The organism is Rhodococcus sp. Q (assembly GCF_005503035.1).
Lineage (GTDB): Bacteria > Actinomycetota > Actinomycetes > Mycobacteriales > Mycobacteriaceae > Rhodococcus_G.
The window spans coordinates 1-26138 of the sequence record NZ_SCOY01000045.1; the positions used below are offsets into that span (position 1 = coordinate 1).

Sequence of the window (26138 nt, forward strand, 5' to 3'; positions counted from 1 at the left end):
CGACCCGCCCGCCCCGGCCGTCGCCGACGTGCTCCGCGGAGGATCGGCCGCGCTCGGTCCGGGACCCGGATCGTCCCCGCAGCGGGACCGGCGCGGGGCTCCCGGGGCGGTCGCGAACGACGGTGCGGGCACAACCGCAGCAACAGGTACCGATTCCGGCGCCGAACTGGCCGGAGCCGGTCCGCTGTGACCATCGAGGAGTTGCGCTCGGTGCTGGCGTCCGCCGTTCGGCGTGCGGAAGCGGCGGTCGAGGAAGCAGACAGGGCGGCCCTCGCCTGCGTCGCCGCCGAGTCGGGCGAGACCGGCGCCCCGGAGGAGGCGCCGCCCGACCCCGGTGCGGACTATCCCCGGAGCAGCTGGCTCGTCTGATCCTCGTCGTGCTCTTCGGGAACCAGCGTCGTGTGCGGGATCGCGGCGTCGGGCGTCGCGAACAGGGCGTACTGGGTGTCGCCGGTCAGGTGGTAGAGCAGGTACCCGGTGAGAAGTGCCCGCGTCACGCGCTGGGTTCCGCGCTCCGACCGTCCGAGCCCGACCGCGCCGAGCAGCGCGCGACCCTCGAGCAGGCCGCTGGTCGAGGCCTTGTCGACGCTGCGCAGGATCGCCTGTCCACCCCACGCCGCGGCGAGCGAGCGCGCGTTGCAGTTCATCGAGTCGAGGTCCTCGGCGGGGGCGAGGACGAGTGCGGGGCCGTTCTGGCGCGCCGCGAACTCTTCTGCCGGCGGTGCGGTGGGGGCGGGGAAGACCGCGGCGACCGCGGGTGCGCCGTGGTCGGCGGCGGCGATGATCGCGGCGCCGCCGCCCATGCCGTGCCCCGCGAACGCGACCCGGTCGGCGGCGACGCTGATCATTCCCGGCCCGAGACGGACCCCGGTCACGATGTCGGCGGCGGTGCGCAGGTCCGCGGCGAGCGCGAGATGTGATGCGACAGGGGAACGCTGGGTGTCCGGGGCGGCGGCGACGATGCCCCACGACGCCAGGTGGATCAGGGTGTCGCGATAACGGTCGGCGCGGGTCATCCACCCGTGCCCGAACACCACCGCGGGCAACGAGAATCCCTCGGCGGGGGTGTAGACCGACCCGGGCAGTCCTGCCAGCGCCAGGTCGCCGCGCAAAACCGGATGCGGTCCGCGCTTGGACAAACTGTTGACCAGGTTTTTCGGAGTCGGCGCCACGAACAAAACCGTATCCGATGCACGACCGACGGTGCGAGGCCCCACGCGCCTGCGCCGGTGGCGGCCGGGTTCCCGTGTCCTATGGTTTGGACGGCAGTACAGGGAGGAGTGACCACGGTGGGTGGACTGACGGTTCCGGTGCCCCGGCACGTGGCGCGGGCGGCGGCGAACGTGCGTGCCCGAATCGGCTCGGACGGGCTCGCGGACCTTCGTCCCACCGAATCCGAAGTGGTCCACTCGACCGCAGACCGGACGATCCGGAGGTTCCGGCCGTCGAACGGCGTGACCACCGGTGCGCCGATCCTGTTGGTGACGCCCCTGGCAGCCACGTCGATCGCGTTCGACCTGCGCAGGGGATGCAGTTTCGTCGCATTCCTGAAGGAGGCGGGACACGACGTGTACGTCGTCGACTACGGGCCGGTGAACTTCGCGGACCGGTCCCGTGGCATCGAGCACTGGGTGGACGACGTGATCCCGGACGCCGTCCGGGTGGTCAGTGCCGACGCGGGTGGGGTCGACGTGCACCTGGCCGGCTGGTCCCTCGGAGGCATCTTCGCGGTGTTCACCGCGGCGGCGCACCCTGATCTGCCGCTGAGATCGGTGACGCCGATCGCGAGCCCGTTCGACCTGCGTCGTGTGCCGCTGTTCGCGACGTTGCGTCCCCTGGACCGGGTGTTCGGGCCGTATACGGTCGCCCCGTTCTATCGGCTCCTCGGGATCGTTCCCGCGCCGGTCACCAGTCTGGGCTTCAAGATCGCCAGCGTGGACAAGTACCTCACCCGCCCGTGGGCGGTGCTGACGAACCTCGACGACCGCGACCATCTCGAACAGATCGAGGCGGTCGACCGATTCATGAACAGCATGTACGCGTATCCGGGCCGTACCTTCGGGCAGCTGTACCACGTCATCATGAGGTCGAACGAGTTCGCGACCGGGAGTATGCAGATCGCGGGACGAGCGGTCGACCTCACCGCGATCGACGTACCGGTGATGGTGGTCGCCGGCACGGGCGACGGACTCGCGCCCGAATCCGCGGTACGGCACCTCGTGGACCTCGTCGGCGGTGCGCCGGAGGTTCGGTACGGCGCGTACCCCGGCGGCCATCTCGGGGTCCTCACCGGGCGCAGTGCCCGCGACACGATGTGGCCCGCCTACGTGGGCTTTCTCGCCGACTGCGAGGCGGGGTCCGAAACACACTCGCGTTGAGGTGAATTCGCTGTTACGGCACCGTGGCATCCGCGCTTTTGTTTGAATTACGCGGCTGTTCGACTTTTCGGTGGCCGTGGACGTGAAAGACGGTGGACATGCGGCGAGTGCTTCGTGGTCTTGCTCTGGTTCTTGCGCTCGGGTGTGCGGCCGTCGCGTCGCCCACCCTCTCGGCGCCCGCGATCGCCGCACCCGCGGTTCCCGCGAAGGCTCAGCCGGCGCCATCGGAACCCGCGGTGCTCGGGGTCGGGCAGTACCCGCGCCTCGCTCGTCTCGACAGCGGCGCCATCGTCGCCTCCCTGACGACACGCGACGCGCAGGGCGACTTCACCCAGATCATGGAGAGCACGGACGAAGGTGCGAGCTTCCACCCGATCGGCGCGGTCCGCGACCCGGAGGCCGTGCAGGGGCAGTGCTGCTCGACCCTCTTCGAGATGCCGCAGCAGGTCGGTACCCTTCCGGCGGGGACGTTGCTGTGGGCCGGAACCGTGGGCTACCTGCCCGGTCCTGCCGCGAAGGTGGGCATCAAGGTCTGGTCCAGCGGCGACGGTGGCCGCACCTGGGCGCCGCTCGGTGTCGCGGCCCGCTCGGCCGGCGGCGGCGGAGTGTGGGAACCCGAGTTCACCGTCGATGCAGGCCTGCTGTGGCTGTACTACGCCGACGAGACCGAAGCCGCCCACTCGCAGGTGATCAGCCGGGTCGCCACGATCGACGGTGTGAACTGGTGGGGCAGGCACGTCGTCCAGGCGAACGGCGAGCACAGCCTGCGACCCGGAATGGCGACGATCGCGCGCCTGCCCGACGGGCGCCTGGCGTCCACGCACGAGATGTGCGAGGTCGGCCGTGATCGCTGCACGCCCTACCTGAGGTTCTCCGACACCGGTCTGTGGTGGGGCAACGGTGTCCTCGACCAGGGCATCCAGGTCATGGCGGGCGACGGTAGCAAGCTCAAGCACTCGCCGTACCTGACCGCGCTGGCAGGTGGCGCCCTCGGCACCCGTCTCGTCCTCGGTGGACAGGCACTGGTCGATCGCGACGGTAAACGCGATCCGCGCAGCGGGAAGGTCCTCCTCGTCAACGACACCCTCGGGTCGGGTCCGTGGTTCGAGATCGCGGCCCCGGTTCCCGTCACCGATCCGCAGTCGAACACCTGCGCGAACTACAGCTCGCCGCTGCTGCCGGTCGACGGCGGAGCGAACATCCTGCAAATCGCGGTCACGCTCAAGGGCGGGGTCTGCACCGCGCGGTTCGCCAAGGGGTCCGCAGGACCACGCTGACCGCCTGTGGCACAGCCCTCCCACCTCGACGCGGTCACGGGCGGTTCCTCCCAGTACGCTTGACCACCATGTGCGGAATCGTGGGATACGTCGGCCACCGCCAGGCACTCGACGTTGTCGTGAAAGCGCTGCGGCGGATGGAGTACCGCGGATACGACTCGGCCGGGATCGCGGTCCTGGACGGAGTCGGTGGGCTCGCAGTCGAACGCAAGGCGGGCAAGCTGGACAACCTGACCGCCGAACTCGACGAGTCCGGTCCCGACAGGTTCACAGGCAACGCGGGCATCGGACACACCCGTTGGGCGACGCACGGGCGTCCGACGGACCGGAACGCGCACCCGCACCGCGACGCCAGCGGCAAGCTGGCGGTGGTGCACAACGGCATCATCGAGAACTTCACCCCGCTGCGACACGAACTCGAGTCGGCCGGGGTCGAGCTGCTCAGCGACACCGACAGCGAGGTCGCCGTCCACCTGGTCGCCCAGGCCTACGCCCAGGGCGACACCGCCGGAGACTTCGTCGCGAGCACCCACAAGGTGCTGCGCCGCCTCGAAGGCGCGTTCACGTTGGTGTTCACGCACGCCGACCACCCCGACACGATCGTCGCCGCCCGTAGGTCGACTCCGCTCGTCGTCGGGGTCGGCAAGGGCGAGATGTTCGTCGGCTCCGATGTCGCGGCGTTCATCGAGCACACGCGCGACGCCATCGAACTCGGTCAGGACCAGGTCGTCGTCATCACGGCAGACGACTACCGGATCACCGACTTCGCGGGCAACGAGTCGCAGGGGCGCCCCTTCCGCATCGACTGGGATCTCGAGGCCGCAGAGAAGGGCGGCCACGACTACTTCATGCTGAAGGAGATCGAGGAGCAGCCCGCCGCGGTCGCCGACACGCTGCTGGGGCACTTCGAGAACGGCCGGATCGTCCTGGACGAACAGCGACTGTCCGACCAGGAGCTGCGCGACGTCGACAAGGTGTTCGTCGTCGCCTGTGGCAGCGCCTACCACTCCGGCCTCCTCGCGAAGTACGCGATCGAGCACTGGACGCGGCTGCCCGTCGAGGTCGAACTGGCCAGCGAGTTCCGGTACCGCGATCCCGTCCTCGACCGCTCGACGCTGGTCGTCGCGATCTCCCAGTCGGGCGAGACGGCCGACACCCTCGAAGCCGTCAAGCACGCGAAGGACCAGAAGGCCCGCGTGCTCGCGATCTGCAACACCAACGGCGCCCAGATTCCGCGCGAGGCGGACGCCGTCCTCTACACGCGGGCCGGTCCGGAGATCGCCGTCGCGTCGACGAAGGCGTTCCTCGCCCAGGTGACCGCGAACTACCTCGTCGGGCTGGCCCTCGCGCAGGCGCGCGGCACCAAGTACCCCGACGAGGTGGCCCGCGAGTACGCCGAGCTCGAGGCGATGCCCGCCCTCGTCACGCGGGTGCTGGAGACCGTCGAACCGGTGCGTGCGCTGGCCCGGGAGTTCGCGGACGCGTCGACCGTCCTGTTCCTCGGCAGGCACGTCGGCTACCCGGTCGCGCTCGAGGGTGCGCTCAAGCTCAAGGAGCTGGCGTACATGCACGCGGAGGGCTTCGCGGCCGGTGAGCTCAAGCACGGTCCGATCGCGTTGATCGAGGAGGGCCTGCCGGTCATCGTCGTGATGCCGTCGCCGAAGGGCCGTGCGGTCCTGCACTCGAAGCTGGTCTCGAACATCCAGGAGATCAAGGCGCGTGGTGCCCGGACGATCGTGATCGCGGAGGAGGGCGACGAGATGGTGCGTCCGCACGCGGATCACCTGATCGAGATCCCCGCGGCTCCGACGCTGCTGCAGCCGTTGCTGTCGACGGTGCCGCTGCAGGTGTTCGCGGCGGAGATCGCCCGCGCCCGCGGCTACGACGTCGACAAGCCGCGCAACCTGGCGAAGTCCGTCACCGTCGAGTGACGTGCGGCTCCGCCGCCTGTGAGTGATTGTCACCCCGATCGGGGTGACAATCACCCACACACCGATCGGGAGGACGTCCGTGCGCGAGTTCCACACTGTCGAGCAGGTTCGTGCGGCCGAGGCTCCGCTGCTTGCCTCCCTGCCCGAGGGGACGCTGATGCGGCGGGCGGCGCACGGACTCGCCCGGGTCGTGACAGCCGAACTTCGTGCGCGTACCAGCGGTGTCGCGGGCCGGACGGTGACGCTGCTCGTCGGGTCCGGTGACAACGGCGGTGACGCGCTGTGGGCAGGCGCGATCCTGCGACGACGCGGGGTCGCGGTGACCGCGGTCCTGCTCGACCCGTCGAGGGCCCATGCTGCCGGGCTCTCGGCGTTCCGATCGGCAGGTGGCCGGGTCGTCGCCGACGTGGGGAACCCGGACCTCGTGCTCGACGGCATCGTCGGGATCTCCGGGCGGGGGCCGCTTCGTCCCGCCGCCGCCGCACTCGTCGCGTCGGTCACCGCGCCGATCGTCGCCGTCGACCTGCCCAGCGGCGTCGACCCGGACACCGGAGCCGTGTCGGGGCCCGCGGTCACCGCGGCGGTGACCGTGGCGTTCGGTGCACTCAAGCCGGTTCATGCGTTGGCCGGAAGTCGTTGTGGACGAATCGAACTGGTCGACATCGGTCTGGACCTTCCGGCCACGACGATTGCCGCGCTCACCCCGAACGAGGTGGGGGAGCGGTGGCCGATTCCCGGCGCCGTCGACGACAAGTACAGCCAGGGAGTCGTCGGCGTCGCGGCGGGCAGCGCCGGCTATCCGGGTGCCGCGGTCCTGTGTTGCGGGGGTGCGGTCGCCGCGACGTCGGGCATGGTGCGCTATGCGGGATCGGTTGCACCGCAGGTGCTCTCGCAGTGGCCGGAGGTTGTCGCCGCCGACGGATTCGCGGAGGCGGGCCGCGTCCAGGCATGGGTGGTCGGCCCTGGCATCGGGACGGGGGCGAGCGCGCAGGAGGTGGTGCGCGACGTACTCGCGACGGATCTTCCCGTCCTGGTGGACGCCGACGGCCTCACCGTCCTCGCCGCCGACCCCGCACTCGTGCGTGAGCGCACAGCGCCGACCCTGCTCACCCCGCACGCGGGCGAGTTCGAGCGTCTGACCGGCGTCGACCCCGCCGACGATCGTGTCGGACGCACCCGCGACCTCGCCGCCGAGTGGGGCGTGACGGTCTTGCTCAAGGGGCGCGCCACCGTGATCGCAGACCCCGAAGGAAGGGTTCTCGTCAACGACGCAGGCGGGTCGGCCGCGGCGACAGCCGGATCGGGTGACGTCCTTGCCGGCGTGATCGGGGCGCTGCTCTCCACGGGACCGAGCCCCGCGACTGCTGCGGCCATGGGGGCCCGAGCGCATTCGCTGGCAGCGGCCCTCGCGGCGGGCGACGGCTCCGAGGTGGCCGCACCGATCTCGGCCGGAACCTTGTTGTCGCAGGTCAGGTCCTCGATCCGAGTCCTTCGCGCGCAGAAGGTTCTCGGAATGTGATCAGCTCGGTGAGCCACGCCATTGGGGCGAAACAGCCCCCGGTGGCAGTATCGAAGCATCATGATCATCGCCGTGAACAGTGACCGAACGGCACCCGCCCCCACTGCGGGTGCCTTCTCGTCGGCACCCGCGCCGCAGGTGGGATCACCCAAACCTGCACCGCAAGCGGAAGCCCTGATCGACCTCGACGCCATCGCCCACAACGTCGGCCTGCTGTGTGAACACGCGGGCGACGCGGGCGTGATGGCGGTCGTCAAGGCCGACGCCTACAACCACGGGGCGGTTGCGGTCGGGCGTGCGGCGCTGGCAGCCGGTGCCGCGGAGTTGGGTGTCACCACCGTCGACGAGGCCGTCGCGCTGCGTGCGGCCGGGATCACCGCGCCGGTGGTGTCCTGGCTGCACACCCCCGACACAGACTTCCGTGCCGCGGTCGCCGCGGACATCGAGATCGCCGTGTCGTCGCCGCGACACCTGGATTCGGTGATCGCGGCCGCGCACGCGACCGGGTCGACGGCGGTCGTGTCGATGAAGGTGGACACCGGGCTGAACCGCAACGGCGTCTCCGCCGTCGAACTCGACGACGTCCTGGCCGGGCTCGCCCGTGCGCAGGCCGAGGGATCGGTCAGGTTCGGTGGAGTGTTCTCCCACCTCGCCCACGCAGACCAACCCCACCACCCCGTCATCGACCGGCAGGCGGACGTACTCCGCGATGCGGTGGCGCGTGCGGCGCGGCTCGGCCTGCACGCCGACCGGGTTCACCTGTCCAATTCCGCCGCGACGCTGACCCGACCGGACCTGCGGTTCGACATGGTCCGGCCCGGTATCGCGCTGTACGGGCTGTCGCCGGTGCCCGAGCTCGGCGGATTCGGCCTGCGTCCCGCGATGACCATGCGAACCCGTATCGCCCTGGTCAAGAAGGTCGAGGCCGGGGCCGGTGTGTCGTACGGGCACACCTGGATCGCGCCTCGCGACACCACCGTCGCGCTGCTGCCGGTCGGCTACGCGGACGGGGTGCCGAGGTCGCTCAGCGGACGATTCGAAGTCCAGATCGGCTCTCGCCGGTTCCCGCAGATCGGCCGCGTGTGCATGGACCAGGTCGTGGTCGATCTGGGTGCCGATCCCGGTTCGGTCGCGGAGGGCGACACCGCGATCCTGTTCGGTCCCGGCGACGACGGTGGGCCCGTTGCGCAGGAGTGGGCCGACATGCTGGACACCATCCACTACGAGGTGGTCACCGGCGTGCGCGGTCGGGTCGTGCGCACCTACGTCGGTGGCGGCGAGGGCGTCCGGTGACGCCGCGTGGTCGAAGAGGCGTCCTCGGCGGTGCGGGTGTGGCCACCGCGGTGGGTGCATTCGCCGGAGTGCGAGCCGTTCGTACCAAACCCGAACCGTCGCGGCGGCGCCGTGACCGGCACGCCGACGAGGACTTCGGCCTGCTCGACAGCGACCGCGGCAGCCTCGTCGTCGCCGATGACGGCGTCACGCTCGCGATCCGTGAGGTCGGGCCGGCGACCGCGCCCCTGACAGTGGTGTTCGTCCACGGGTACTGCCTCCGGATGGATTCCTGGCACTTCCAGCGGAAGCACCTGCAGCGCCGGTGGGGCGACTCGGTGCGGATGGTGTTCTACGACCAGCGCGGACACGGACGCTCCGGTACCCCGAGTGCCGAGTCGTGCACGATCGGACAGTTGGGGCGTGACCTGCACGCGGTGCTGCGGGCCGTGGCTCCGACGGGCCCGGTGGTTCTCGTCGGGCACTCGATGGGCGGCATGACCGTCCTGTCGATGGCGCGACAGGTACCGGAACTGTTCGGCACCCGAGTGATCGGCGTCGGACTGCTCGCGACGGCGGCGGCGGGCCTGAACAAGACGGGCCTGAGCCGCAACCTGGACAACCCGGTGATCGACGCGTTCCGGCTGGCCGTTCGCACCGCACCCGGGTTGGTGCAGTTCGGCAGGGGTGCGGCCCGCGCGATCATCGCGCCGATCATGCGCGCCGCGTCGTTCGGCACCGTGGTCAGTCCGTCGCTGCACGGGTTCTCGGACCGGATGCTCAACGAGACGTCGGTGACGACCATCGTCAACTTCCTCAAGTCCCTGGAACTGCACGACGAGTCGGCGGCGCTGCCCGTGATCGCGGACCTGCCCGCCCTCGTCCTGTGCGGCGATGCCGACATGGTCATCCCGTTCGCCCAGTCGGAGGCGCTGGCCGGTGCGTTGACGAACAGCGAACTGGTGCGGGTGGTTTCGGCTGGTCATCTGGTGCAGTTGGAGTTTCCGATCCGATGTACCGACGCGATCGACCGACTGGTCACGCGTGCGATCGAGGCCGGCGACAACGAGTGGGAAGTGGGGATCGGTGGCTGACCGGGACGACGCCGTGCGTGCGCACGAGGGCGACGCCGCGCGTGCGCACGAGGACGACGCCGTGCGTGAGCACGCGGTGATCCATCTGCCGACCGTCGAGGACACCGAGGCGTTCGGCCGTCGACTGGCCGTCGACCTGGTCGCGGGTGACCTGGTCGTCCTGGACGGTCCTCTCGGTGCCGGCAAGACCGCACTGGCCAGGGGGATCGCCGCGGGACTCGGGGTGCAGGGCCGGGTCAGTTCACCGACCTTCATCATCGCGCGCGAACACCGGGCGGGGGAGCGACCCGGCGGGGGAGCGCCGGTGGCGATGGTGCACGTCGACGCGTACCGCCTCGGCCTCGGTGCCGACCGCGCCGCGACCTTCGACGAACTGGATGCGCTCGACCTCGACACCGACCTCGCCGACGCGGTCGTCGTCGTCGAGTGGGGCGAGGGGATCGTCGAGCACCTCACCGACCGGCACCTGCTGGTTCGGCTGCGCCGCGAACCCGAGTCCGACGTCCGGACGGCGCAATGGGGCCGGGTCTCGTGAATACCCACACTGACGTGCGGGTATTCTGGTAAACCGTGCTCGTACTCGCCGTCGATACCGCCACCCCTGCCGTCACCGCGGGGGTGGTCCGCCTGGACGGCGGTGTCCCCCGCACACTGGCGTCGCGGGTCACCGTCAATGCTCGTGCCCACGCGGAGGTCCTGACCCCGCACATCATGGAATGCCTCGGTGAGGCGGGCGTCGAGCCCGCCGACCTCGATGCCGTCGTCGTCGGGATCGGGCCCGGGCCGTACACGGGCCTGCGTGTCGGGATGGCGACCGCGGCGGCATTCGGCGATGCACTCGGCCGCCCCGTGTACGGGGTGTGCAGCCTCGACGCGATCGCCGTGGACGCCGCCGACGACCGAGATCTCCTGGTGGTCACCGACGCCCGGCGCCGCGAGGTGTACTGGGCCCGGTACTCGGGTGGAGTCCGGGTGACCGGCCCCGGTGTCGACAAGCCCGCGGACCTCGAACCGCAGCCGTCGGCTGTCGTGGCGGGTTCGGAAGCGCACGCCGCACTCTTCGATCTTCCCGCGGTCGGCGAGCCGTCGCCGTCGCCCGCCGGGTTGGTGGCGGTGGCCGCATCGGACATTCTCGCCGGTGCCGATCCGGAACCTCTTGTGCCGCTGTACCTTCGGCGTCCCGACGCAGTCGCGATCGCGGACCGAAAGAAATGAGCGACACCCTCGGTCCGATGCGTCCCGCCGACGCGGAGCGCTGCGCCGAACTCGAGTCGCTGCTGTTCGCGGGCGACGGCCCGTGGAGCGCGGACGCGTTCCGCTCCGAACTGGACCACTCCCACAACCGGTACGTCGTCATCCGCGACCAGAGCGACGTCGTCATCGGCTACGCCGGGATCGCGTTGCTGGGCAACACGTTCGCGCCGGAGTCGGAAGTGCACACCATCGGCGTCGACCCCGAGCATCGCCGACGCGGACTGGGGTCGCTGTTGCTCGCCGAGTTGCTGCGCCTCGCCGACCGTCACGGCGGTCCGGTGTTCCTGGAGGTCCGCACCGACAACGATGCCGCGCTCGCGCTGTACGAACGGGAGGGCTTCGAGGTCGTGGGAACCCGCCGCAACTACTACCAACCCAGTGGGGCGGACGCGTACACGATGCGCCGTCCGCACCCGTCCGCCGTGCCCGAGGAGCAGCAGTCGTGATCGTGATGGGAATCGAAAGCTCCTGCGACGAAACGGGAGTCGGCATCGTCCGGTGGAACGCCGACGGCACCTGTGAGTTGCTCGCCGACGAGGTCGCGTCGAGCGTCGACGAGCACGCCCGCTACGGCGGCGTGGTCCCCGAAGTCGCGTCGCGCGCACATCTGGAGGCGATCGTGCCGACGATGCGCCGCGCACTCGCGCAGGCGGGAATCGCCAAGCCGGACGCGCTCGCCGTCACCATCGGCCCCGGACTGGCCGGTGCGTTGCTCGTCGGTGCCGCTGCCGCGAAGGCCTACGCCGCGGCGTGGGACGTGCCGTTCTACGCGCTCAACCACCTCGGCGGGCACGTCGCCGTCGACACCCTCGAACACGGACCGATGCCGCCGTGCGTGGCGCTCCTGGTCTCCGGCGGGCACACGCATCTGCTGCACGTGCGCGACCTCGGACAGCCGATCGAGGAACTCGGCACCACCGTCGACGACGCGGCGGGGGAGGCGTTCGACAAGGTCGCCCGCCTGCTCGGGCTCGGGTTCCCCGGCGGGCCCGCGCTCGACGCCGCCGCGCGCGACGGCGACCCGAAGGCCATCGCGTTCCCCCGCGGAATGACCGGGCCCCGCGACGCCAGGCACGACTTCTCGTTCTCCGGACTGAAGACGGCCGTCGCGCGGTACGTCGAGTCCAAGGAACGGGCCGGTGAGCCGGTGTCCATTCCCGATGTCGCGGCGTCGTTCCAGGAAGCCGTCGCCGACGTGTTGACCATGAAGGCGGTGCGGGCGGCCACCGATGTCGGCGTCGACACCCTCGTCCTCGGTGGCGGTGCGACCGCGAACTCCCGCATCCGGTCGCTCGCGCAGGAGCGGTGTGACGCGGCCGGTCTGACGCTTCGCATCCCGAAACCGCGTCTCTGCACCGACAATGGCGTAATGATCGCCGCACTGGGTGCCCACGTCATCGCCGGAGGCGCGACTCCGTCGCCGCTGTCCGTCGCCACCGATCCAGGACTGTCCGTCACGGTCAGCCAGTCGTCGGTGCGCGGCGATGGCCACTGAGGACGCTGCCGAACGACCGAGGCGAACCTTCGCCTCGCTGCCGAGAACCGAGCAGCGTGAGCTGATTCGGCGGGCAATCCTACGGCCCGTGTTGTCCGCGTTGCTGCTGCTCGTCGTGTATTTCGTGGTGCCGATGAACGACATCGTCTCGATCGGGGCGATCGGCGCGTTGGTGGTGTGCGCGGTCGTGGTGTCCGTGGTGTTCGTCTGGCAGGTCCGTCGGATCGTCAACGCGAAGTATCCGGCCGTGCAGTCGGTCGAGGCTCTCGCCGTGACGGTCCCGACCTATCTGCTGGTGTTCGCCACCACCTATCACCTGATGTCGCTGGCGGTGGCGGACAGCTTCAACGAACAGTTGTCGCGTCTCGACGCGCTGTACTTCGCGCTCGTCTGTTTCTCCACCGTCGGCTTCGGCGACATCGTCGCCGACACGGCGGCGGCGCGCGCCGTGGTCACGGCGCAGATCGTGGGCAACCTGGTGTTGCTGGGGATCGGCGTCAAGGTGATCAGCGAAGCGGTGCGGGCAGGCCGGATGCGCCGCGGCACCGACGACAGCGCGACTTAGGCCAGGTCCTGGCGCGGAGGCGGGGTCGACAGGTTCAGCAGGACGCGGGTGTCGGGTTCGCGAACCAGGTCGTCGACGGTGATGTGGTCCAGGGCGGCGTAGAACGCGTCCTGTGCCCGGCGCAGTGCGCCTCGCAGGCGGCAGCCGTGACGGAGCGGGCACGGCGTGGTGCCTTCGCACGTGACGACTTCGTCGTTGCCCTCGAGTTGCCGCGTGAGCCAGCCGACGGAGGTGGTCCTGGCCTTTTCGGTGATGTTCAGCCCGCCGCCCCGGCCACGGCGGGCTTCGACCATGCCGAGTTCCTTCAGTCGGAGCACCACTTTGGTGGTGTGCGTGTACGGAATCGACATCTCGTCCGCCACCTGACCGGTCGTCAGGCCACCGCCCCCGGGAGCCACGGCAAGCCGCATCATCACGCGCAGCCCGAGATCTGTGAACTTGGTGAGCTGCACGCTGAGAACGCTATATTACTTGCATTCTGCGTGCAACATTCGCCGAGTGTGATCTGCGCTGGTCACGCCCGGGGGGACGGCAGGAGCAACTCGGTGTTGTGGTCGACCGTGCCACCCAGCCGCGCCGGATCGGCATGGATGTCGTTGAACGACAATTCGCGATACAACGACGCCAGACCCGCCGGTGAGAAGTCGCCGTGCTTCGCCTCGTAGGGGCTGTCCGCCTCGATCAACGTGGTCAGCAGCGACAGCGTTCCGTCCGCGTTGTCGACGACCTCCACGATCCGCGCGTGCTGGGGGAAGTCGACGTGCGAGGCGGTGTTGATCTCCCAGAACCCCTGCGCGGGTGTCGGGCCCGGATGCGGCGTGATCCGGTTGTCGTGGGTATGTCCGTTGACCCACGCGAGGACGTTCGGGAATCGCTGCAGCAGCGCCACCAGTTCGCCGCCGCTGTGCCGCGCCTCGAGCGGATGGGCGGGATCAGGGATCAGATTGTCCATCGAGGTGCTGGTGTGGTGGCTGAAGAGCAGGAACAGCACGTCCTCGCGGCTCTGCTCGACCGCGCGTCCGTCGGCGCCGAAGTATCGGCTGCTGCCCTCGATCAGGGTCCGTTCGATCCATCGGAACTGGGCCTCGCCGAGCGAGCCGTCGACGAATCCCGCCGGGTTCGTCGAGTCCATGCCGATCCCCACGACGCCGGGCGCGATCTCGAAGGAGTAGTAGCCGATTCCGGTCTCGGCGGCGTCCGGCGCGAATCCGTGCCCGACGGGACCGGGGCCGGTCTGTGCGGGATCGAGGTGCGCGGCGATGTACTCACGCGGCGTGAACGGCGCCCGGGACGGGTCCGGGGTGACGTGGCGCGGAGGAGAGGTGATCGCGGCGAGCGCGTTCAGGACGGCGCCCGGCCCCGACTTCGTGGCCATCGCGACGGACATCGCCTCCTCGGGCGAACCGGGCACCTCGATCTTGAGGTTGCCGGTGTACATGGCGTCCAGTGGCCCGATCCCGCTGGGGAGCGTGCCCGACACCGAGTCGTCGTGATTGCCGAAGACGCTGAACCAGGGCGTGTCGAGGCCCGGGCTCGTCACCGGGGTCAGCGCGGCGCCGAGCAATCCCGGAATCTCGGGGAAGCCGGCCTGCTTGTACACGTCCGGGATCGGTGATTCGGGATTCCAGTAGAGGTCCGAACCCGAGTTCTGCACGCCCTCGTAGCGGTCCGCGGCCCCCGTGTTCGGGATGAAGGTGCCGCCGTTCAGCGCGGTGAGGAACCAGCCGAGTTCGGCGTGCTCGTGGTTGTCGGTGTTGTCGCCCGTGGACACCACCGCATCGAACGCGCGACCGGTGTGCGGACCCGCCGCGACCGCGTTGACGCGCTGCACCAACGACACCAGACCCTGCGTGGTCAGTGTCTCGTGCGGGCGGAACGCCGAGCCGTTGAACGGTGCGATGTACTCGAACCGCAGTGGGCACTGCGCGTCGATCAGGTGCACATCGGTGAGCTGAACCAGCGATGCCAGTGCCTTCCGGCGCTCGTCGCGCCCCGACTTCGGTTCCGCGAGTTCCCCGCGGACGATCGTCGGCCATCCCGGTCCGGCGGTCAGCTTGCGGTATCCGCTCGACCCGACCGGCGTCGCGACGGTCTCGAGGGTGGTACCCGCGAACGATGCGGGCAGCTCTGCGGCGCCCGCGTGCCACGTCCCCCACGGGGAGCGTCCGAGAGCTCCGGCACCGAATGCTCCGACGCCCAGTGCGCCGGCGGCACCGATGCCGGCGAGACCGAGGAAACCACGCCTGTCCAGGTTGACCATCCGGGTAACAGTAGGTGAACGCCGGACTGTGCGCGAGGACGACCCGCGGACAGCGGATGCGTGTCAGCGACGGACGTGCGCCATCCCGCACACTCCTCCCTTGAGTGCTGGCACTCGCATGTATAGAGTGCTAGTTGGCGCTGACCCGGTCACGGCACCCGCGACGACGCGATCGGGGGACAGGGCCACATGCGTGAAAAGACGACACGCCCAGGGGAACAGCCCCGGGGCGCCTGAATCCCCCGAAAGTGGAGGCTCATCGTGGCGAGCGTGAACATCAAGCCGCTCGAGGACAAGATCCTCGTCCAGGCCAACGAGGCCGAAACGACGACGGCCTCTGGCCTGGTCATCCCGGACACGGCGAAGGAAAAGCCGCAGGAGGGCACCGTTGTCGCAGTCGGCCCCGGCCGCTGGGACGAAGATGGCGAGAAGCGCATCCCGCTGGACGTCCAGGAGGGCGACACCGTCATCTACAGCAAGTACGGCGGAACCGAGATCAAGTACTCCGGCCAGGAATACCTGATCCTGTCGGCTCGCGACGTGCTGGCTGTCGTCTCCAAGTAGCCACATGCATCCGCCCCGGTGTTCCGTCCACGGACCCGGGGCGGATCGCGTTCAGGAGCACCTTCAGCAGGTACGGCTCGCCGACCTTCCCAGGAGTAACAGCACATATGTCCAAGCAGATCGAATTCAACGAGACCGCTCGCCGCGCTCTCGAGCGTGGCGTCGACCAGCTCGCGGACGCGGTCAAGGTGACCCTCGGCCCCCGCGGCAGGCACGTCGTGCTGGCCAAGGCGTTCGGCGGTCCGACCGTTACCAATGACGGCGTCTCCATCGCTCGCGAGATCGAGCTCGAGGATCCCTTCGAGAACCTCGGCGCCCAGCTCGTCAAGTCCGTCGCCACCAAGACCAACGACGTCGCGGGCGACGGCACCACCACCGCGACCGTCCTCGCCCAGGCGCTCGTCAAGACCGGCCTGCGCAACGTCGCGGCAGGCGCCAACCCGATCGCGCTCGGCGTCGGCATCTCCAAGGCGGCCGACGCGGTCGCCGAGGCCCTGCTCGCCGCGGCCACCCCGGTCGAGGGCAAGGAGGCGATCGCGCAGGTCGCCACCGTCTCCTCGCGCGACGCCGAGATCGGCGAACTCGTCGGCGAGGCCATGACCCGCGTCGGCATCGACGGCGTCGTCACGGTCGAGGAGTCCTCGACCCTCGCGACCGAGCTCGTGGTCACCGAGGGCGTCCAGTTCGACAAGGGCTACCTCTCCCCGTACTTCATCACCGACATCGATGCGCAGCAGGCCGTGCTCGAGGACGCGCTGGTGGTGCTGTACCGCGAGAAGATCAGCTCCCTGCCGGAGTTCCTGCCGCTGCTCGAGAAGATCGCCGAGTCCGGCAAGCCGGTCCTGATCATCGCCGAGGACATCGAAGGCGAGACCCTCTCGACGCTCGTCGTCAACTCCATCCGCAAGACCATCAAGGCCGTCGCCGTCAAGGCGCCGTTCTTCGGTGACCGCCGCAAGGCGTTCCTCGAGGATCTCGCCGTGGTCACCGCGGGCACCGTCATCACCGCAGACATGGGCGTCACGCTCAAGGACGCCGGCCTCGAGCTGCTCGGCTCCGCGCGCCGCGTCGTCGTCACCAAGGACGAGACGACCATCGTCGACGGTGCAGGCACCGAGGCCGACATCGACGCTCGCGTCGGTCAGCTCAAGCGCGAGATCGAGAACACCGACTCCGACTGGGATCGGGAGAAGCTCGAAGAGCGTCTCGCGAAGCTGGCCGGCGGCGTCGCCGTCATCAAGGTCGGCGCCGCGACGGAGACGGATCTCAAGGAGCGCAAGTTCCGGGTCGAGGACGCCGTCAACGCTGCCAAGGCCGCGGTCGAGGAAGGCATCGTGCCCGGCGGCGGTTCCGCCATCGTGCAGGCCGCGCAGTCGCTCACCGAGCTCGCCGCGTCGCTCTCGGGTGACGAGGCGACCGGTGTCGAGGTCGTGCGGACCGCAGTTCAGGCGCCGCTCTACTGGATCGCGACCAATGCGGGTCTCGACGGTTCCGTCGTGGTCAGCAAGGTCGCAGAGTTGCCCAAGGGTCACGGCTTCAACGCCGCCACCCTCACCTACGGCGACCTGCTCGCCGACGGTGTCGTCGACCCCGTCAAGGTGACCCGCTCGGCAGTGGTGAACGCGGCGTCCGTCGCGCGGATGGTGCTCACCACCGAGTCCGCTGTCGTCGACAAGCCCGTCGTCGACGAGGCCGCAGGCCACGGCCACGGCCACAGCCACTAGGTTTCACCACGACGAAGCCCCGGACGGTTCGACCGTCCGGGGCTTCGTAGTTGTTCAGGTGCGCGTCAGGAGGCGATCTTCTGGCGGAAGCGGCGCGTGTGCGCTTCCCGCTCGGCTTCGGACATCCCACCCCAGATGCCGTAGGGCTCACAGACGGTGAGGGCGTGGTTGCGGCATTGGGTCAGGACGGGGCATTGCCTGCACATCTCCTTTGCCCGCATCTCGCGCTGCGCGCGGGCACGGCCTCGCTCGCCGTCTGGGTGGAAGAACATCGCGGAGTCGACGCCGCGGCAGAGTCCGTGCATCTGCCAGTCCCAGATGTCGGCATTGGGGCCGGGGAGGTGATTTGGTTGCGGCATTCCATCTCCTGACGTCGGCGGCTCGGGCACTGCTCTCACCGTGGCTTGGTCTGCATCTGCATCACAGCGAGTGCTCCCGGTGGGTGCGGAACCCAGTTCGCGAGTACGACTGTGAAGGTCGTTCACACAAGTACTCAATTTCAACAGCAACGTTATAGTCGGCGTGGAAATCGAGTCAACAGTTCTGCGCGTGGTGATTTACATACCTCCACGGCGAGGAATTAACGCTCTGTTCATCGACATTGACACTATTTCGTGATTCTTCGGGGAGGCGCTCAGGGTGTGCCTCCCGTACGTGCGTACTGCACTATTTCCGCCGCTGTACTGGGAGTTTGTCGGGTTTCTCGAGTCGACGGGCGTCGGGTGACGCGTTCGCCCCGCTTCCACGGGTGAGATCGCCTGCCGAGGCGGCCCTGGCCGTTATCGGCAATTGACTCTCATAAAATGTGCTCAATATTTACGCAAGTCGAAATCGTAATGTGACCGAAACTGTCGAAGAACGCATCGGTAACAATTGGTGACGGCGCGGTGTCCGTGTCGGTTCGCGGCGGCGCACCTCTACCCTTACGTCGTGTTCGCAACCCTCGCCGTCGACTCGCTCGACGCCATCGCATTCGGACCGGCGCCGGGTGGCACCGTCCCGCCCGCAGCCGCGCCGCACGACCGGTGGCTGCGCGCCGTCGCGCTCGGTGGGCAGGGTCGCTACGCCGCCGCTCGCACCGAACTCGCAGTGCTGCGGCGCAGCCGCGCCGGTGCCGTCCTCGACTCGCTCGTGGCAAGTACCGAGGCATCACTGCTGCGGCAACTCGGATGGCACCGGCTCGCGTCCGCGCACGACGGCCGTGCGCTCGCCGTCCTCGGCGATTCGCAGGCTCCCGGTGCCAGGGCCGCGCGCTGCGACGCAGTGACCGGACTGGCCGCCGACGCGCTCGGATGTGGCCGACTGGATCTCGGGTTCCGTCTGCTCGAACGGTGCGCCGAGCTCCTCGGCGACGCGAGCCCCGACCTGTGGCGCCAACGGATCAGACTGCACTGGGTGACGGCCGAGATGTCCCTTGCCTCGGGCGACGCGGTCCAGGGTCTAGTGAACGCGAGGCGCGCACTCGAATTGGCAGACGGGTCACCCTCGGTGCGGCACCAGGTCAAGTCGGAACTGCTCGTCGCAGCCGCCGTCAGTGCCGGACCCGACCCTGCCGCGGCAGTCGACCCGGCTCTCCGCGTTCTCGCGCGCTGCGACGAACACGATCTCGTCCCACTCCGCTGGGCCGCCTCGATGCTGCTGTGCGGGGTCGCGCCGGCGCCCCGCTTCCAGGAGGTTCGCCAACGCGCCGAGGCCTCGGTTGTGGCCGCAGGCGGGCGATTCCGAGAATCGTGACGGAAGGTCGCTATCCTTCAAGCGTTCCGCCATCCGGTCGGGAGCGCTCCGTCACAGGCGCGCCACTGTAACGCCAGGACTTTGTCTGTCGATGAGTAGTACGAGCGAGGAGTTGGACTCAGCCGTCGCTGCGGCAGCGCAGGGCGATCGGGTTGCTTTGGCTCGAGTTCTGGAGTTTGTCCGACCCATGGTCGTGCGTTATTGCCGATCACGGGTCGGAGCCGCGGAACGGGGACACCTGTCCGCGGACGATGTGGCGCAGGAGGTGTGCCTGGCTGTGATGACGGCCCTACCCCGATATCGGGACCAGGGGCGGCCGTTCATGGCATTCGTGTACGGGATTGCCTCGCACAAGGTGGCCGATGCACACCGCAGCGCGGGACGTAACCGATCCGAGTCGATGGCCGAAGTACCAGATGTGGTCTCGGTTGACGAGGGGCCGGAACAACTCGCCCTCGATTCCGAGACGAGCAGGCAGGTCAACTCCCTGCTCGCCACACTGTCCGACAAGCATCGAGAAATCGTCATCCTCCGACTGGTAGTGGGTCTGTCCGCGGAGGAAACGGCGGCCGCCGTCGGGAGTACGGCGGGAGCAGTACGAGTAGCCCAGCACCGGGCGCTCGCGAAATTGAAGACCGAAGTAGCGAAAGCGGGTGAGATGTATGGCTAGGGGGAACAGGCGTGGCCACGGTAAGTGGTCACGGCAACACAATGCGTCCGACGCCGACCTCACCCCGTCGCAGGGTGATCCGTTTGCAGAGGAGACGGCGAGCGGTCAGCCGTTCGACCTCGCGGCGGTTCAGCGTGACGACGCCCTCATCGACGCTCTCGCGAGCGGTGGTGACGTCCCTACCGCGACTGCGGAGGAGTACCGTCTCGCCTCGCTGCTGGCCGGCTGGAGGGCCGAGATCGTCGCCCCCGAACTCCCTGTGGGCCCGACACTCGACGAGGTCGCTGCCGCCGTCGACGCCGAGATCGCGCGCGATCAGACTCCGCGGCGCGGTTCGCTCCGACTGCTGCGTCCGGTCGCGGGCGCCGCGGCGGCGATCGCGGTCGTGATGGCAGGGATCACCGTCGGGTCGTACAACGCCCAGCCCGGTGATCCGTTGTGGAAGGTCAAGTCGGTCGTCTTCACGGAGCGCGCCAACTCGACCGTCGCCGGCATCGACACGAAGAACAACCTCGAGGAAGCCGAGCGGATGATCCGGTCCGGCGACGCCGAGGGTGCGATGGCCGTGCTGGAGTCCGCGAGCAAGCGCGTCGGCGCCGTGAGTGATTCGGCGAAACGCGACGAGTTGAACGCCTGGCACGACCGTCTGATGGCCGACGCCACCGCCACGAGTGCGCTTCCCGTTCCGCCTCCGCAGGTTCCCGGCGTCACGACGACGGTGCAGGTTCCGGTGGCAACGACGCTGCCGGGGATCCCGCCGACCACGGTGCCGGAGTATCCGACGGACGCTCTCGTCAGGCCGACGTTGCCGGTGACGGAGCTTCCCCTCGAGACGACCGTCACGGTCGTTCCGCCCGTGACGACGTCGCCGCCCCCCGGACCCGAGATCGTTCTCACCCCGGATACCGGCTCGACGGCACCGAAGCCGACCACGGCGGTCCCGACGACGGAGAAGACGCCGATCGAGACGCGGCAGTTGTCGCCCGAGGCGCCCACGAGCTAGAACCGAGAACGGCCCGACGAGCAGTGCTCGTCGAGCCGTTCTGTGTTCGAGTGCCGGAGTGCGCGTCCCGGTCAGGCGTCGAAACCGTCTCCGTGGAGTGCCTCGTTCATCGACGCGTCGGCGTATCCGCGGCAGTAGTCCCACGTGACATAGGCCTCGGGGACCGGATCGTATGCGGGCTCGTGGGGGCGGACCGTGCCGTCGACGAGCAGCTGGAGCAGGTTCGCTCGCAGCATGTCCCAGTCGTGGTAGTGGTCCTGTTGGCAATCGTCGCAACAGACGACCAGGCCGCGAATTCCGCGATGCGCCAACAGTGCCTCGTAGACCGCGAGGTCCGCCAGGTCTTCTTCGACGGCGAGGCGCTCATGGGGGTCGAGGGGCTGGCCCGGCTCGAGTGCATCCAGCGCGGCGGACGGGTCGGACGGGTCGCCGGCGAACGGGTCCGGCGGCAGACCGGGAGGCAATTGATCACGCACAGCACCACGGTACGCAGCGCGGGGCACTCTGCGCCACCCGTCTGAGTCAACCGGGTTCGCCTGCACACGCGCGCAGCCGATACCATGGTGACCGGTCCGAGGGAATACTTCGCTGGGGATCGAGCATTGATTCTGTCCGAAGAATCGCGACATTTCGGCCCATGGGCGAGTGGCTGCACGGGGTTTCCCACGTGCGCCGCCGGGGCCGACGGTCCAGTGCAACCGACGTTCGATGGAAAGGTTCGACAGCCGCATGACTAATTCCGGAGGGCACGTGCACACCGGTGGAGACCGCGCCGACAAGGTCGCGATGCTCGGACTTACCTTCGACGACGTGCTGTTGCTGCCCGCCGCGTCGGACGTCATCCCCAGTCAGGTCGACACGTCCAGCCAGCTCACTCGCGACATCCGGCTGCGAGTGCCGTTGGTGAGCTCGGCGATGGACACCGTCACCGAGGCGCGGATGGCGATCGCCATGGCCCGCGCGGGCGGCATGGGTGTGCTGCATCGCAACCTCTCGACCGATGCGCAGGCGTCGCAGGTGGAAACCGTGAAGCGGTCCGAGGCAGGCATGGTCACCGACCCGGTGACGTGTTCGCCGACGAACACCATCGCCGAGGTCGACGCCATGTGCGCGCGGTTCCGGATCTCCGGTCTGCCCGTCACGGACGACGCCGGTCAGCTCGTCGGCATCATCACCAACCGCGACATGCGTTTCGAGGTCGACCTCAGCCGTCCGGTGTCCGAGGTGATGACGAAGACCCCGCTGATCACGGCGCAGGAAGGCGTCACGGCGGACGCCGCGCTCGGGCTGCTGCGTCGCCACAAGATCGAGAAGCTCCCCATCGTCGACGGCCAGGGCAAGCTCACCGGACTCATCACGGTCAAGGACTTCGTCAAGACCGAGCAGCATCCGAACGCGACCAAGGACCGGGACGGCCGGCTGCTGGTCGGTGCGGCCGTCGGTGTCGGCGACGACGCGTGGGCGCGTGCGATGGCGCTGACCGACGCGGGCGTCGACGTCCTCGTCGTCGACAGCGCGCACGGCCACTCCGTCGGTGTGCTGGAGATGATCGCGAAGATCAAGGCCGAGGTCGGCGATCGGGTACAGATCATCGGCGGAAACGTCGCGACCCGCGGCGGCGCGCAGGCGCTCGTCGAGGCGGGCGTCGACGCCGTGAAGGTCGGCGTCGGTCCGGGCTCGATCTGCACCACCCGCGTCATCGCAGGTGTCGGTGCACCGCAGATCACCGCGATCCTCGAGGCCGTCGCGGCGTGCAAGCCGCTCGGCGTCCCCGTCATCGCGGACGGCGGCCTCCAGTTCTCCGGAGACATCGCGAAGGCGCTCGCGGCCGGCGCGTCGACGGCGATGCTCGGTTCGCTCCTGGCGGGCACGGCGGAGTCGCCCGGCGAGATGGTTCTCGTCGGTGGCAAGCAGTTCAAGAGCTACCGCGGCATGGGCTCGCTGGGTGCGATGCAGAGCCGGGGTCAGGGCAAGTCCTACTCGAAGGACCGCTACTTCCAGGACGACGTGCTGTCCGAGGACAAGCTGGTGCCGGAGGGCATCGAGGGTCGGGTTCCGTTCCGCGGCCCGCTCGGTTCGGTCATCCACCAGCTGACCGGCGGCTTGCGCGCGGCGATGGGGTACACCGGATCGACCACCATCGAGCACCTGCAGGAAGCGCAGTTCGTGCAGATCACCGCGGCGGGTCTGAAGGAGAGCCACCCGCACGACATCACGATGACGGTCGAGGCCCCGAACTACGCGGCCCGGTAACCGGACCTTTCCCACGTCACTTGCGTCAACTACACATCGAAGAAAGGGGCGCGCGTGCGCGACCTCGTTGAGATCGGTATGGGCCGAACCGCCCGTCGCACCTACGAGCTGGACGACATCGACATCGTTCCGTCCCGTCGGACCCGTTCGTCGAAGGAGGTGTCGACCACCTGGCAGCTCGATGCCTACCGGTTCGACATCCCGGTTCTGACGCATCCGACGGATGCGCTGGTGTCGCCGTCGTTCGCGATCGAGATGGGCCGGCGCGGCGGCCTCGGCGTCATCAACGGCGAGGGACTGTGGGGCAGGCACGCGGACGTCGAGGCGAAGCTCGCCGAACTCGTGCACCTTGCGGAGACGGACGAGGATCCGGACGCGCCGATCGCTCGTCTGCAGGAGCTGCACGCCGCGCCGATCCAGGCGAACCTGCTGGCGGCCGCGGTCGCGCAGGTACGTGACGCGGGCGTGACGACAGCGGTCCGGGTCAGCCCGCAGAACGCTCGCGCGCTCACCCCCGAGCTGATCAAGGCCGGTATCGACCTGCTGGTCATCCACGGCACGATCATCTCCGCCGAGCACGTCGCGAACAGCGGGAGCGAGCCGCTCAACCTCAAGACCTTCATCTCGGAGCTCGACGTGCCGGTGGTCGCGGGTGGCGTCAGCGATCACCGCACGGCGCTGCACCTGATGCGCACCGGCGCTGCGGGCGTCATCGTCGGCTACGGCTCGACCGAGGGTGCGACGACGACCGGTGAGGTCCTCGGCATCGGTGTTCCGATGGCGACCGCCATCGCGGACGCCGCCGCCGCGCGACGCGACTACCTGGACGAGACCGGTGGCCGCTACGTGCACGTGATCGCGGACGGCGACATCGCGACGTCGGGTGATCTCGCCAAGGCGATCGCGTGTGGCGCGGACGCGGCCGTGCTGGGTGCCCCGCTCGCCGCGTCGGCGGAAGCGCCGGGAGGTGGCTGGTTCTGGCCGTCGGCGGCTGCGCATCCGTCGGTGCCGCGTGGCGCGCTGCTGCCCGTCGCATTCGGTGATCGTCCGAGCCTGGACCAGGTGCTGACGGGTCCGTCCAACGACCCGTTCGGTTCGCTGAACCTGGTCGGCGGACTGCGCCGCTCGATGGCGAAGTCCGGCTACTCGACCCTCAAGGAGTTCCAGAAGGTGGGCCTGACGGTCCGCGCCTGACCGACCGCCTGCTCGTCGTGAACGGACCGTTCGGACCCCCAGAGGGTCCGGACGGTCCGTTCACGTCTGTCGGGGTCGCGATGCGCAGGGTTTCTGCTACGTCCCGTTACGGTTAGGGCACCCTTGTGGGATCGGTCACAGCTCCGGGGTGCATACTGGCGGGTAACAACCAGGTTCACGGCAGTGGAGGTCTCCTGATGGGTAAGCGTGCGACGGATTACGACGTGCTGATCGTCGGTTCCGGATTCGGGGGCAGCGTCACGGCGTTGCGCCTGGTCGAGAAAGGCTATCGGGTCGGAATCCTCGAGGCCGGACGCCGCTACGCCGACTCCGACTTCGCGAAGACCAGCTGGGACCTCAAGCGATTCCTGTGGGCGCCCGCTCTCGGCTGCTACGGCATCCAGCGGGTGCACCTGCTGCGTGACGTGATGATCCTCGCCGGTGCGGGCGTCGGCGGTGGGTCGCTGAACTACGCCAACACCCTCTACAAGCCGCCGTCGTCGTTCTTCCAGGACCCGCAGTGGCAGGGCATCACCGACTGGGATGCCGAGCTCAGTCCGTTCTACGACCAGGCGCGCAAGATGCTCGGTGTCGTGCAGAACCCGCACATGACACCCGCCGACGACGTGATCAAGTCCGTGGCCGACGACATGGGTGTCGGCGACACATTCATCCAGACGCCGGTCGGGGTGTTCTTCGGTGAGCCGGGGGAGACGGTCGCCGATCCGTATTTCGGGGGTGCCGGTCCCGCGCGGACCGGATGCATCGAATGCGGTGAGTGCATGACCGGCTGCCGCCACGGTGCCAAGAACACCCTCGTCAAGAACTACCTCGGGCTCGCCGAGCGGGCGGGGGCGACGGTGATCCCCATGACGACGGTGACCGGACTGACCGAGGCGTCCGACGGGACCTGGAACGTGCAGACCCGCCGCACCGGCGCCAAGCTGCGCAAGGGGCATCGGACGTTCACCGCGGACAACGTGGTGCTCGCCGCGGGCACGTGGGGCACGCAGCATCTGCTGCACGCGATGAAGGACAGTGGCGCACTGTCGAAGCTCTCGCCGACGCTCGGCGAGCTGACGCGCACCAACTCCGAGGCGCTGCTCGGCGCGGCCAAGCTGACGGTCGACCCCGGCCTGGACCTGACGCGGGGCGTGGCGATCACGTCGTCGTTCCATCCCGCCGCCGACACCCACATCGAGCCGGTCCGCTACGGCAAGGGCTCGAACGCGATGGGTCTGCTGCAGACCCTGATGACGGACGGCGGCGGCAGCACACCGCGGTTCGTGAAGCTGCTCAAGACCATTGCCGCCAATCCCGGTCAGATGCTGCGCATGCTGAGCGTCAAGAACTGGAGCGAGCGGACCATCATCGCGCTCGTCATGCAGAACCTCGACAACTCGATCACCACCTACACGAAGCGTGGACTGTTCGGGCGCCGGAAGGTCACCAGCAAGCAGGGCCACGGCGAGCCGAACCCGACGTGGATCCCGGTCGGCAACGAGGCGACGCGGCGGATCGCGGAGAAGATCGGCGGCGTCGCGGGCGGCACGTGGGGCGAGGTGTTCAACATTCCGCTGACGGCACACTTCCTCGGCGGCTGTGCGATCGGCGCGGACGCCTCGACAGGCGTCATCGATCCCTATCACCGGGTGTACGGCTACCCGACGCTGAGCGTCGTGGACGGTGCCGCGGTATCGGCGAACCTCGGCGTGAACCCGTCGCTCACGATCAGTGCGCAGGCCGAGCGCGCGGCGTCGCTGTGGCCGAACAAGGGTGAGCAGGACGAGCGTCCGGCGCAGGGGGAGGGCTACCGGCGTCTCGCGCCGGTGGCGCCGAACGCCCCGGTGGTCCCGGCCGGTGCCCCCGCCGCGCTGGTGCTGCCGATCGTGGAGATCCGCTCCGGAAAGCCCGCGTCGCCGGACAGCAGTGACGTGGCCTGACCCTGCCT

At 69.1% G+C, this 26138-nt stretch carries 26 protein-coding genes; 21 read left to right on the forward strand and 5 right to left on the reverse strand.

Features of this window, described 5'->3' with window-relative positions:
• Nucleotides 1–190 (forward strand): hypothetical protein (locus FFS72_RS26605; protein ID WP_212744389.1); only part of this gene is annotated, 190 nt, incomplete at its 5' end.
• Nucleotides 187–369: a hypothetical protein gene (locus FFS72_RS24450; RefSeq protein ID WP_137876389.1), complete on the forward strand. Its 183-nt coding sequence runs from the start codon at nucleotides 187–189 to the stop codon at nucleotides 367–369. The genes FFS72_RS26605 and FFS72_RS24450, both read left to right, overlap by 4 nt.
• Here the strand turns inward: FFS72_RS24450 and FFS72_RS24455 are convergent.
• A complete protein-coding gene (locus tag FFS72_RS24455) occupies nucleotides 342–1172 on the reverse strand; it encodes a dienelactone hydrolase family protein (protein WP_050063247.1) in 831 nt (276 codons plus the stop codon). The genes FFS72_RS24450 and FFS72_RS24455 overlap by 28 nt on opposite strands.
• Before the next feature lie 108 nt (nucleotides 1173–1280).
• Between FFS72_RS24455 and FFS72_RS24460 the strand changes: the two genes are divergently transcribed.
• The 11 genes from FFS72_RS24460 to FFS72_RS24510 all read left to right on the forward strand — a co-directional run bounded on the left by FFS72_RS24460 (nucleotide 1281) and on the right by FFS72_RS24510 (nucleotide 12785).
• Nucleotides 1281–2378 (forward strand): alpha/beta fold hydrolase, encoded by a 1098-nt coding sequence (locus FFS72_RS24460; RefSeq protein WP_249353510.1) that lies wholly within the window; start codon nucleotides 1281–1283, stop codon nucleotides 2376–2378.
• Nucleotides 2379–2470: 92 nt separating this feature from the next.
• Nucleotides 2471–3655, forward strand: a complete 1185-nt coding sequence (locus tag FFS72_RS24465) for a hypothetical protein (RefSeq protein WP_212744390.1) — start codon at nucleotides 2471–2473, stop codon at nucleotides 3653–3655.
• Nucleotides 3656–3723: 68 nt separating this feature from the next.
• Entirely contained in the window at nucleotides 3724–5586 is a 1863-nt protein-coding gene (glmS, locus tag FFS72_RS24470; RefSeq protein ID WP_137876391.1) for a glutamine--fructose-6-phosphate transaminase (isomerizing), read from the forward strand.
• A 79-nt stretch (nucleotides 5587–5665) separates the two neighbouring features.
• Nucleotides 5666–7105, forward strand: a complete 1440-nt coding sequence (locus FFS72_RS24475) for an NAD(P)H-hydrate dehydratase (protein WP_137876392.1) — start codon at nucleotides 5666–5668, stop codon at nucleotides 7103–7105.
• A 60-nt stretch (nucleotides 7106–7165) separates the two neighbouring features.
• The gene (alr, locus tag FFS72_RS24480; protein WP_137876393.1) at nucleotides 7166–8398 is read left to right on the forward strand and encodes an alanine racemase; all 1233 of its coding nucleotides are present in this window, start codon (nucleotides 7166–7168) and stop codon (nucleotides 8396–8398) included.
• Nucleotides 8395–9471: an alpha/beta fold hydrolase gene (locus FFS72_RS24485; RefSeq protein ID WP_137876394.1), complete on the forward strand. Its 1077-nt coding sequence runs from the start codon at nucleotides 8395–8397 to the stop codon at nucleotides 9469–9471. Before alr ends, FFS72_RS24485 begins: the two co-directional genes overlap by 4 nt.
• A 61-nt stretch (nucleotides 9472–9532) precedes the next feature.
• The gene (gene tsaE, locus FFS72_RS24490; RefSeq protein WP_050063469.1) at nucleotides 9533–10006 is read left to right on the forward strand and encodes a tRNA (adenosine(37)-N6)-threonylcarbamoyltransferase complex ATPase subunit type 1 TsaE; all 474 of its coding nucleotides are present in this window, start codon (nucleotides 9533–9535) and stop codon (nucleotides 10004–10006) included.
• Nucleotides 10007–10041: 35 nt separating this feature from the next.
• Complete coding sequence (tsaB, locus tag FFS72_RS24495; protein WP_137876395.1) at nucleotides 10042–10686, forward strand: tRNA (adenosine(37)-N6)-threonylcarbamoyltransferase complex dimerization subunit type 1 TsaB; 645 nt, start codon at nucleotides 10042–10044, stop codon at nucleotides 10684–10686.
• Nucleotides 10683–11171, forward strand: a complete 489-nt coding sequence (gene rimI / locus FFS72_RS24500) for a ribosomal protein S18-alanine N-acetyltransferase (RefSeq protein ID WP_137876396.1) — start codon at nucleotides 10683–10685, stop codon at nucleotides 11169–11171. Before tsaB ends, rimI begins: the two co-directional genes overlap by 4 nt.
• Nucleotides 11168–12220: a tRNA (adenosine(37)-N6)-threonylcarbamoyltransferase complex transferase subunit TsaD gene (tsaD, locus tag FFS72_RS24505; protein ID WP_137876397.1), complete on the forward strand. Its 1053-nt coding sequence runs from the start codon at nucleotides 11168–11170 to the stop codon at nucleotides 12218–12220. Before rimI ends, tsaD begins: the two co-directional genes overlap by 4 nt.
• Entirely contained in the window at nucleotides 12210–12785 is a 576-nt protein-coding gene (locus FFS72_RS24510; RefSeq protein ID WP_137876398.1) for a potassium channel family protein, read from the forward strand. Before tsaD ends, FFS72_RS24510 begins: the two co-directional genes overlap by 11 nt.
• On the opposite strand, the gene FFS72_RS24515 is transcribed toward FFS72_RS24510, so the two are convergent.
• Both FFS72_RS24515 and FFS72_RS24520 read right to left on the reverse strand, forming a co-directional pair.
• Nucleotides 12782–13237: an RrF2 family transcriptional regulator gene (locus FFS72_RS24515; protein ID WP_137876399.1), complete on the reverse strand. Its 456-nt coding sequence runs from the start codon at nucleotides 13235–13237 to the stop codon at nucleotides 12782–12784. The genes FFS72_RS24510 and FFS72_RS24515 overlap by 4 nt on opposite strands.
• A 62-nt stretch (nucleotides 13238–13299) precedes the next feature.
• Complete coding sequence (locus FFS72_RS24520; RefSeq protein ID WP_137876400.1) at nucleotides 13300–15045, reverse strand: TIGR03767 family metallophosphoesterase; 1746 nt, start codon at nucleotides 15043–15045, stop codon at nucleotides 13300–13302.
• A gap of 261 nt (nucleotides 15046–15306) precedes the next feature.
• On the opposite strand from FFS72_RS24520, the gene groES reads away from it, so the two are divergent.
• On the forward strand, nucleotides 15307–15609 hold the full coding sequence (groES, locus tag FFS72_RS24525) for a co-chaperone GroES (RefSeq protein ID WP_050063257.1): 303 nt from the start codon (nucleotides 15307–15309) through the stop codon (nucleotides 15607–15609).
• Between the two features lie 107 nt (nucleotides 15610–15716).
• Complete coding sequence (groL, locus tag FFS72_RS24530) at nucleotides 15717–17333, forward strand: chaperonin GroEL (protein ID WP_137876401.1); 1617 nt, start codon at nucleotides 15717–15719, stop codon at nucleotides 17331–17333.
• Between the two features lie 65 nt (nucleotides 17334–17398).
• On the opposite strand, the gene FFS72_RS24535 is transcribed toward groL, so the two are convergent.
• Nucleotides 17399–17692, reverse strand: a complete 294-nt coding sequence (locus tag FFS72_RS24535) for a WhiB family transcriptional regulator (RefSeq protein ID WP_050063259.1) — start codon at nucleotides 17690–17692, stop codon at nucleotides 17399–17401.
• Nucleotides 17693–18263: 571 nt separating this feature from the next.
• On the opposite strand from FFS72_RS24535, the gene FFS72_RS24540 reads away from it, so the two are divergent.
• From FFS72_RS24540 to FFS72_RS24550, 3 genes are all read left to right on the forward strand, one after another.
• Complete coding sequence (locus FFS72_RS24540) at nucleotides 18264–19067, forward strand: hypothetical protein (RefSeq protein ID WP_137876402.1); 804 nt, start codon at nucleotides 18264–18266, stop codon at nucleotides 19065–19067.
• A 91-nt stretch (nucleotides 19068–19158) separates the two neighbouring features.
• Nucleotides 19159–19737, forward strand: a complete 579-nt coding sequence (locus FFS72_RS24545) for a sigma-70 family RNA polymerase sigma factor (RefSeq protein ID WP_050063260.1) — start codon at nucleotides 19159–19161, stop codon at nucleotides 19735–19737.
• Nucleotides 19730–20740, forward strand: coding sequence for an anti-sigma-D factor RsdA (locus tag FFS72_RS24550; protein ID WP_212744391.1), 1011 nt, complete (start codon nucleotides 19730–19732; stop codon nucleotides 20738–20740). Before FFS72_RS24545 ends, FFS72_RS24550 begins: the two co-directional genes overlap by 8 nt.
• Before the next feature lie 71 nt (nucleotides 20741–20811).
• Here FFS72_RS24550 and FFS72_RS24555 read toward each other — a convergent pair whose 3' ends face one another.
• Entirely contained in the window at nucleotides 20812–21216 is a 405-nt protein-coding gene (locus FFS72_RS24555) for a DUF5319 domain-containing protein (protein WP_050063262.1), read from the reverse strand.
• A 253-nt stretch (nucleotides 21217–21469) separates the two neighbouring features.
• Between FFS72_RS24555 and guaB the strand changes: the two genes are divergently transcribed.
• From guaB to FFS72_RS24570, 3 genes are all read left to right on the forward strand, one after another.
• The gene (gene guaB, locus FFS72_RS24560; RefSeq protein WP_137876403.1) at nucleotides 21470–22993 is read left to right on the forward strand and encodes an IMP dehydrogenase; all 1524 of its coding nucleotides are present in this window, start codon (nucleotides 21470–21472) and stop codon (nucleotides 22991–22993) included.
• A 54-nt stretch (nucleotides 22994–23047) separates the two neighbouring features.
• Complete coding sequence (locus tag FFS72_RS24565; RefSeq protein WP_137876404.1) at nucleotides 23048–24187, forward strand: GuaB3 family IMP dehydrogenase-related protein; 1140 nt, start codon at nucleotides 23048–23050, stop codon at nucleotides 24185–24187.
• Between the two features lie 197 nt (nucleotides 24188–24384).
• On the forward strand, nucleotides 24385–26130 hold the full coding sequence (locus FFS72_RS24570) for an FAD-dependent oxidoreductase (RefSeq protein ID WP_137876405.1): 1746 nt from the start codon (nucleotides 24385–24387) through the stop codon (nucleotides 26128–26130).
• Nucleotides 26131–26138 lie beyond the last annotated feature (8 nt).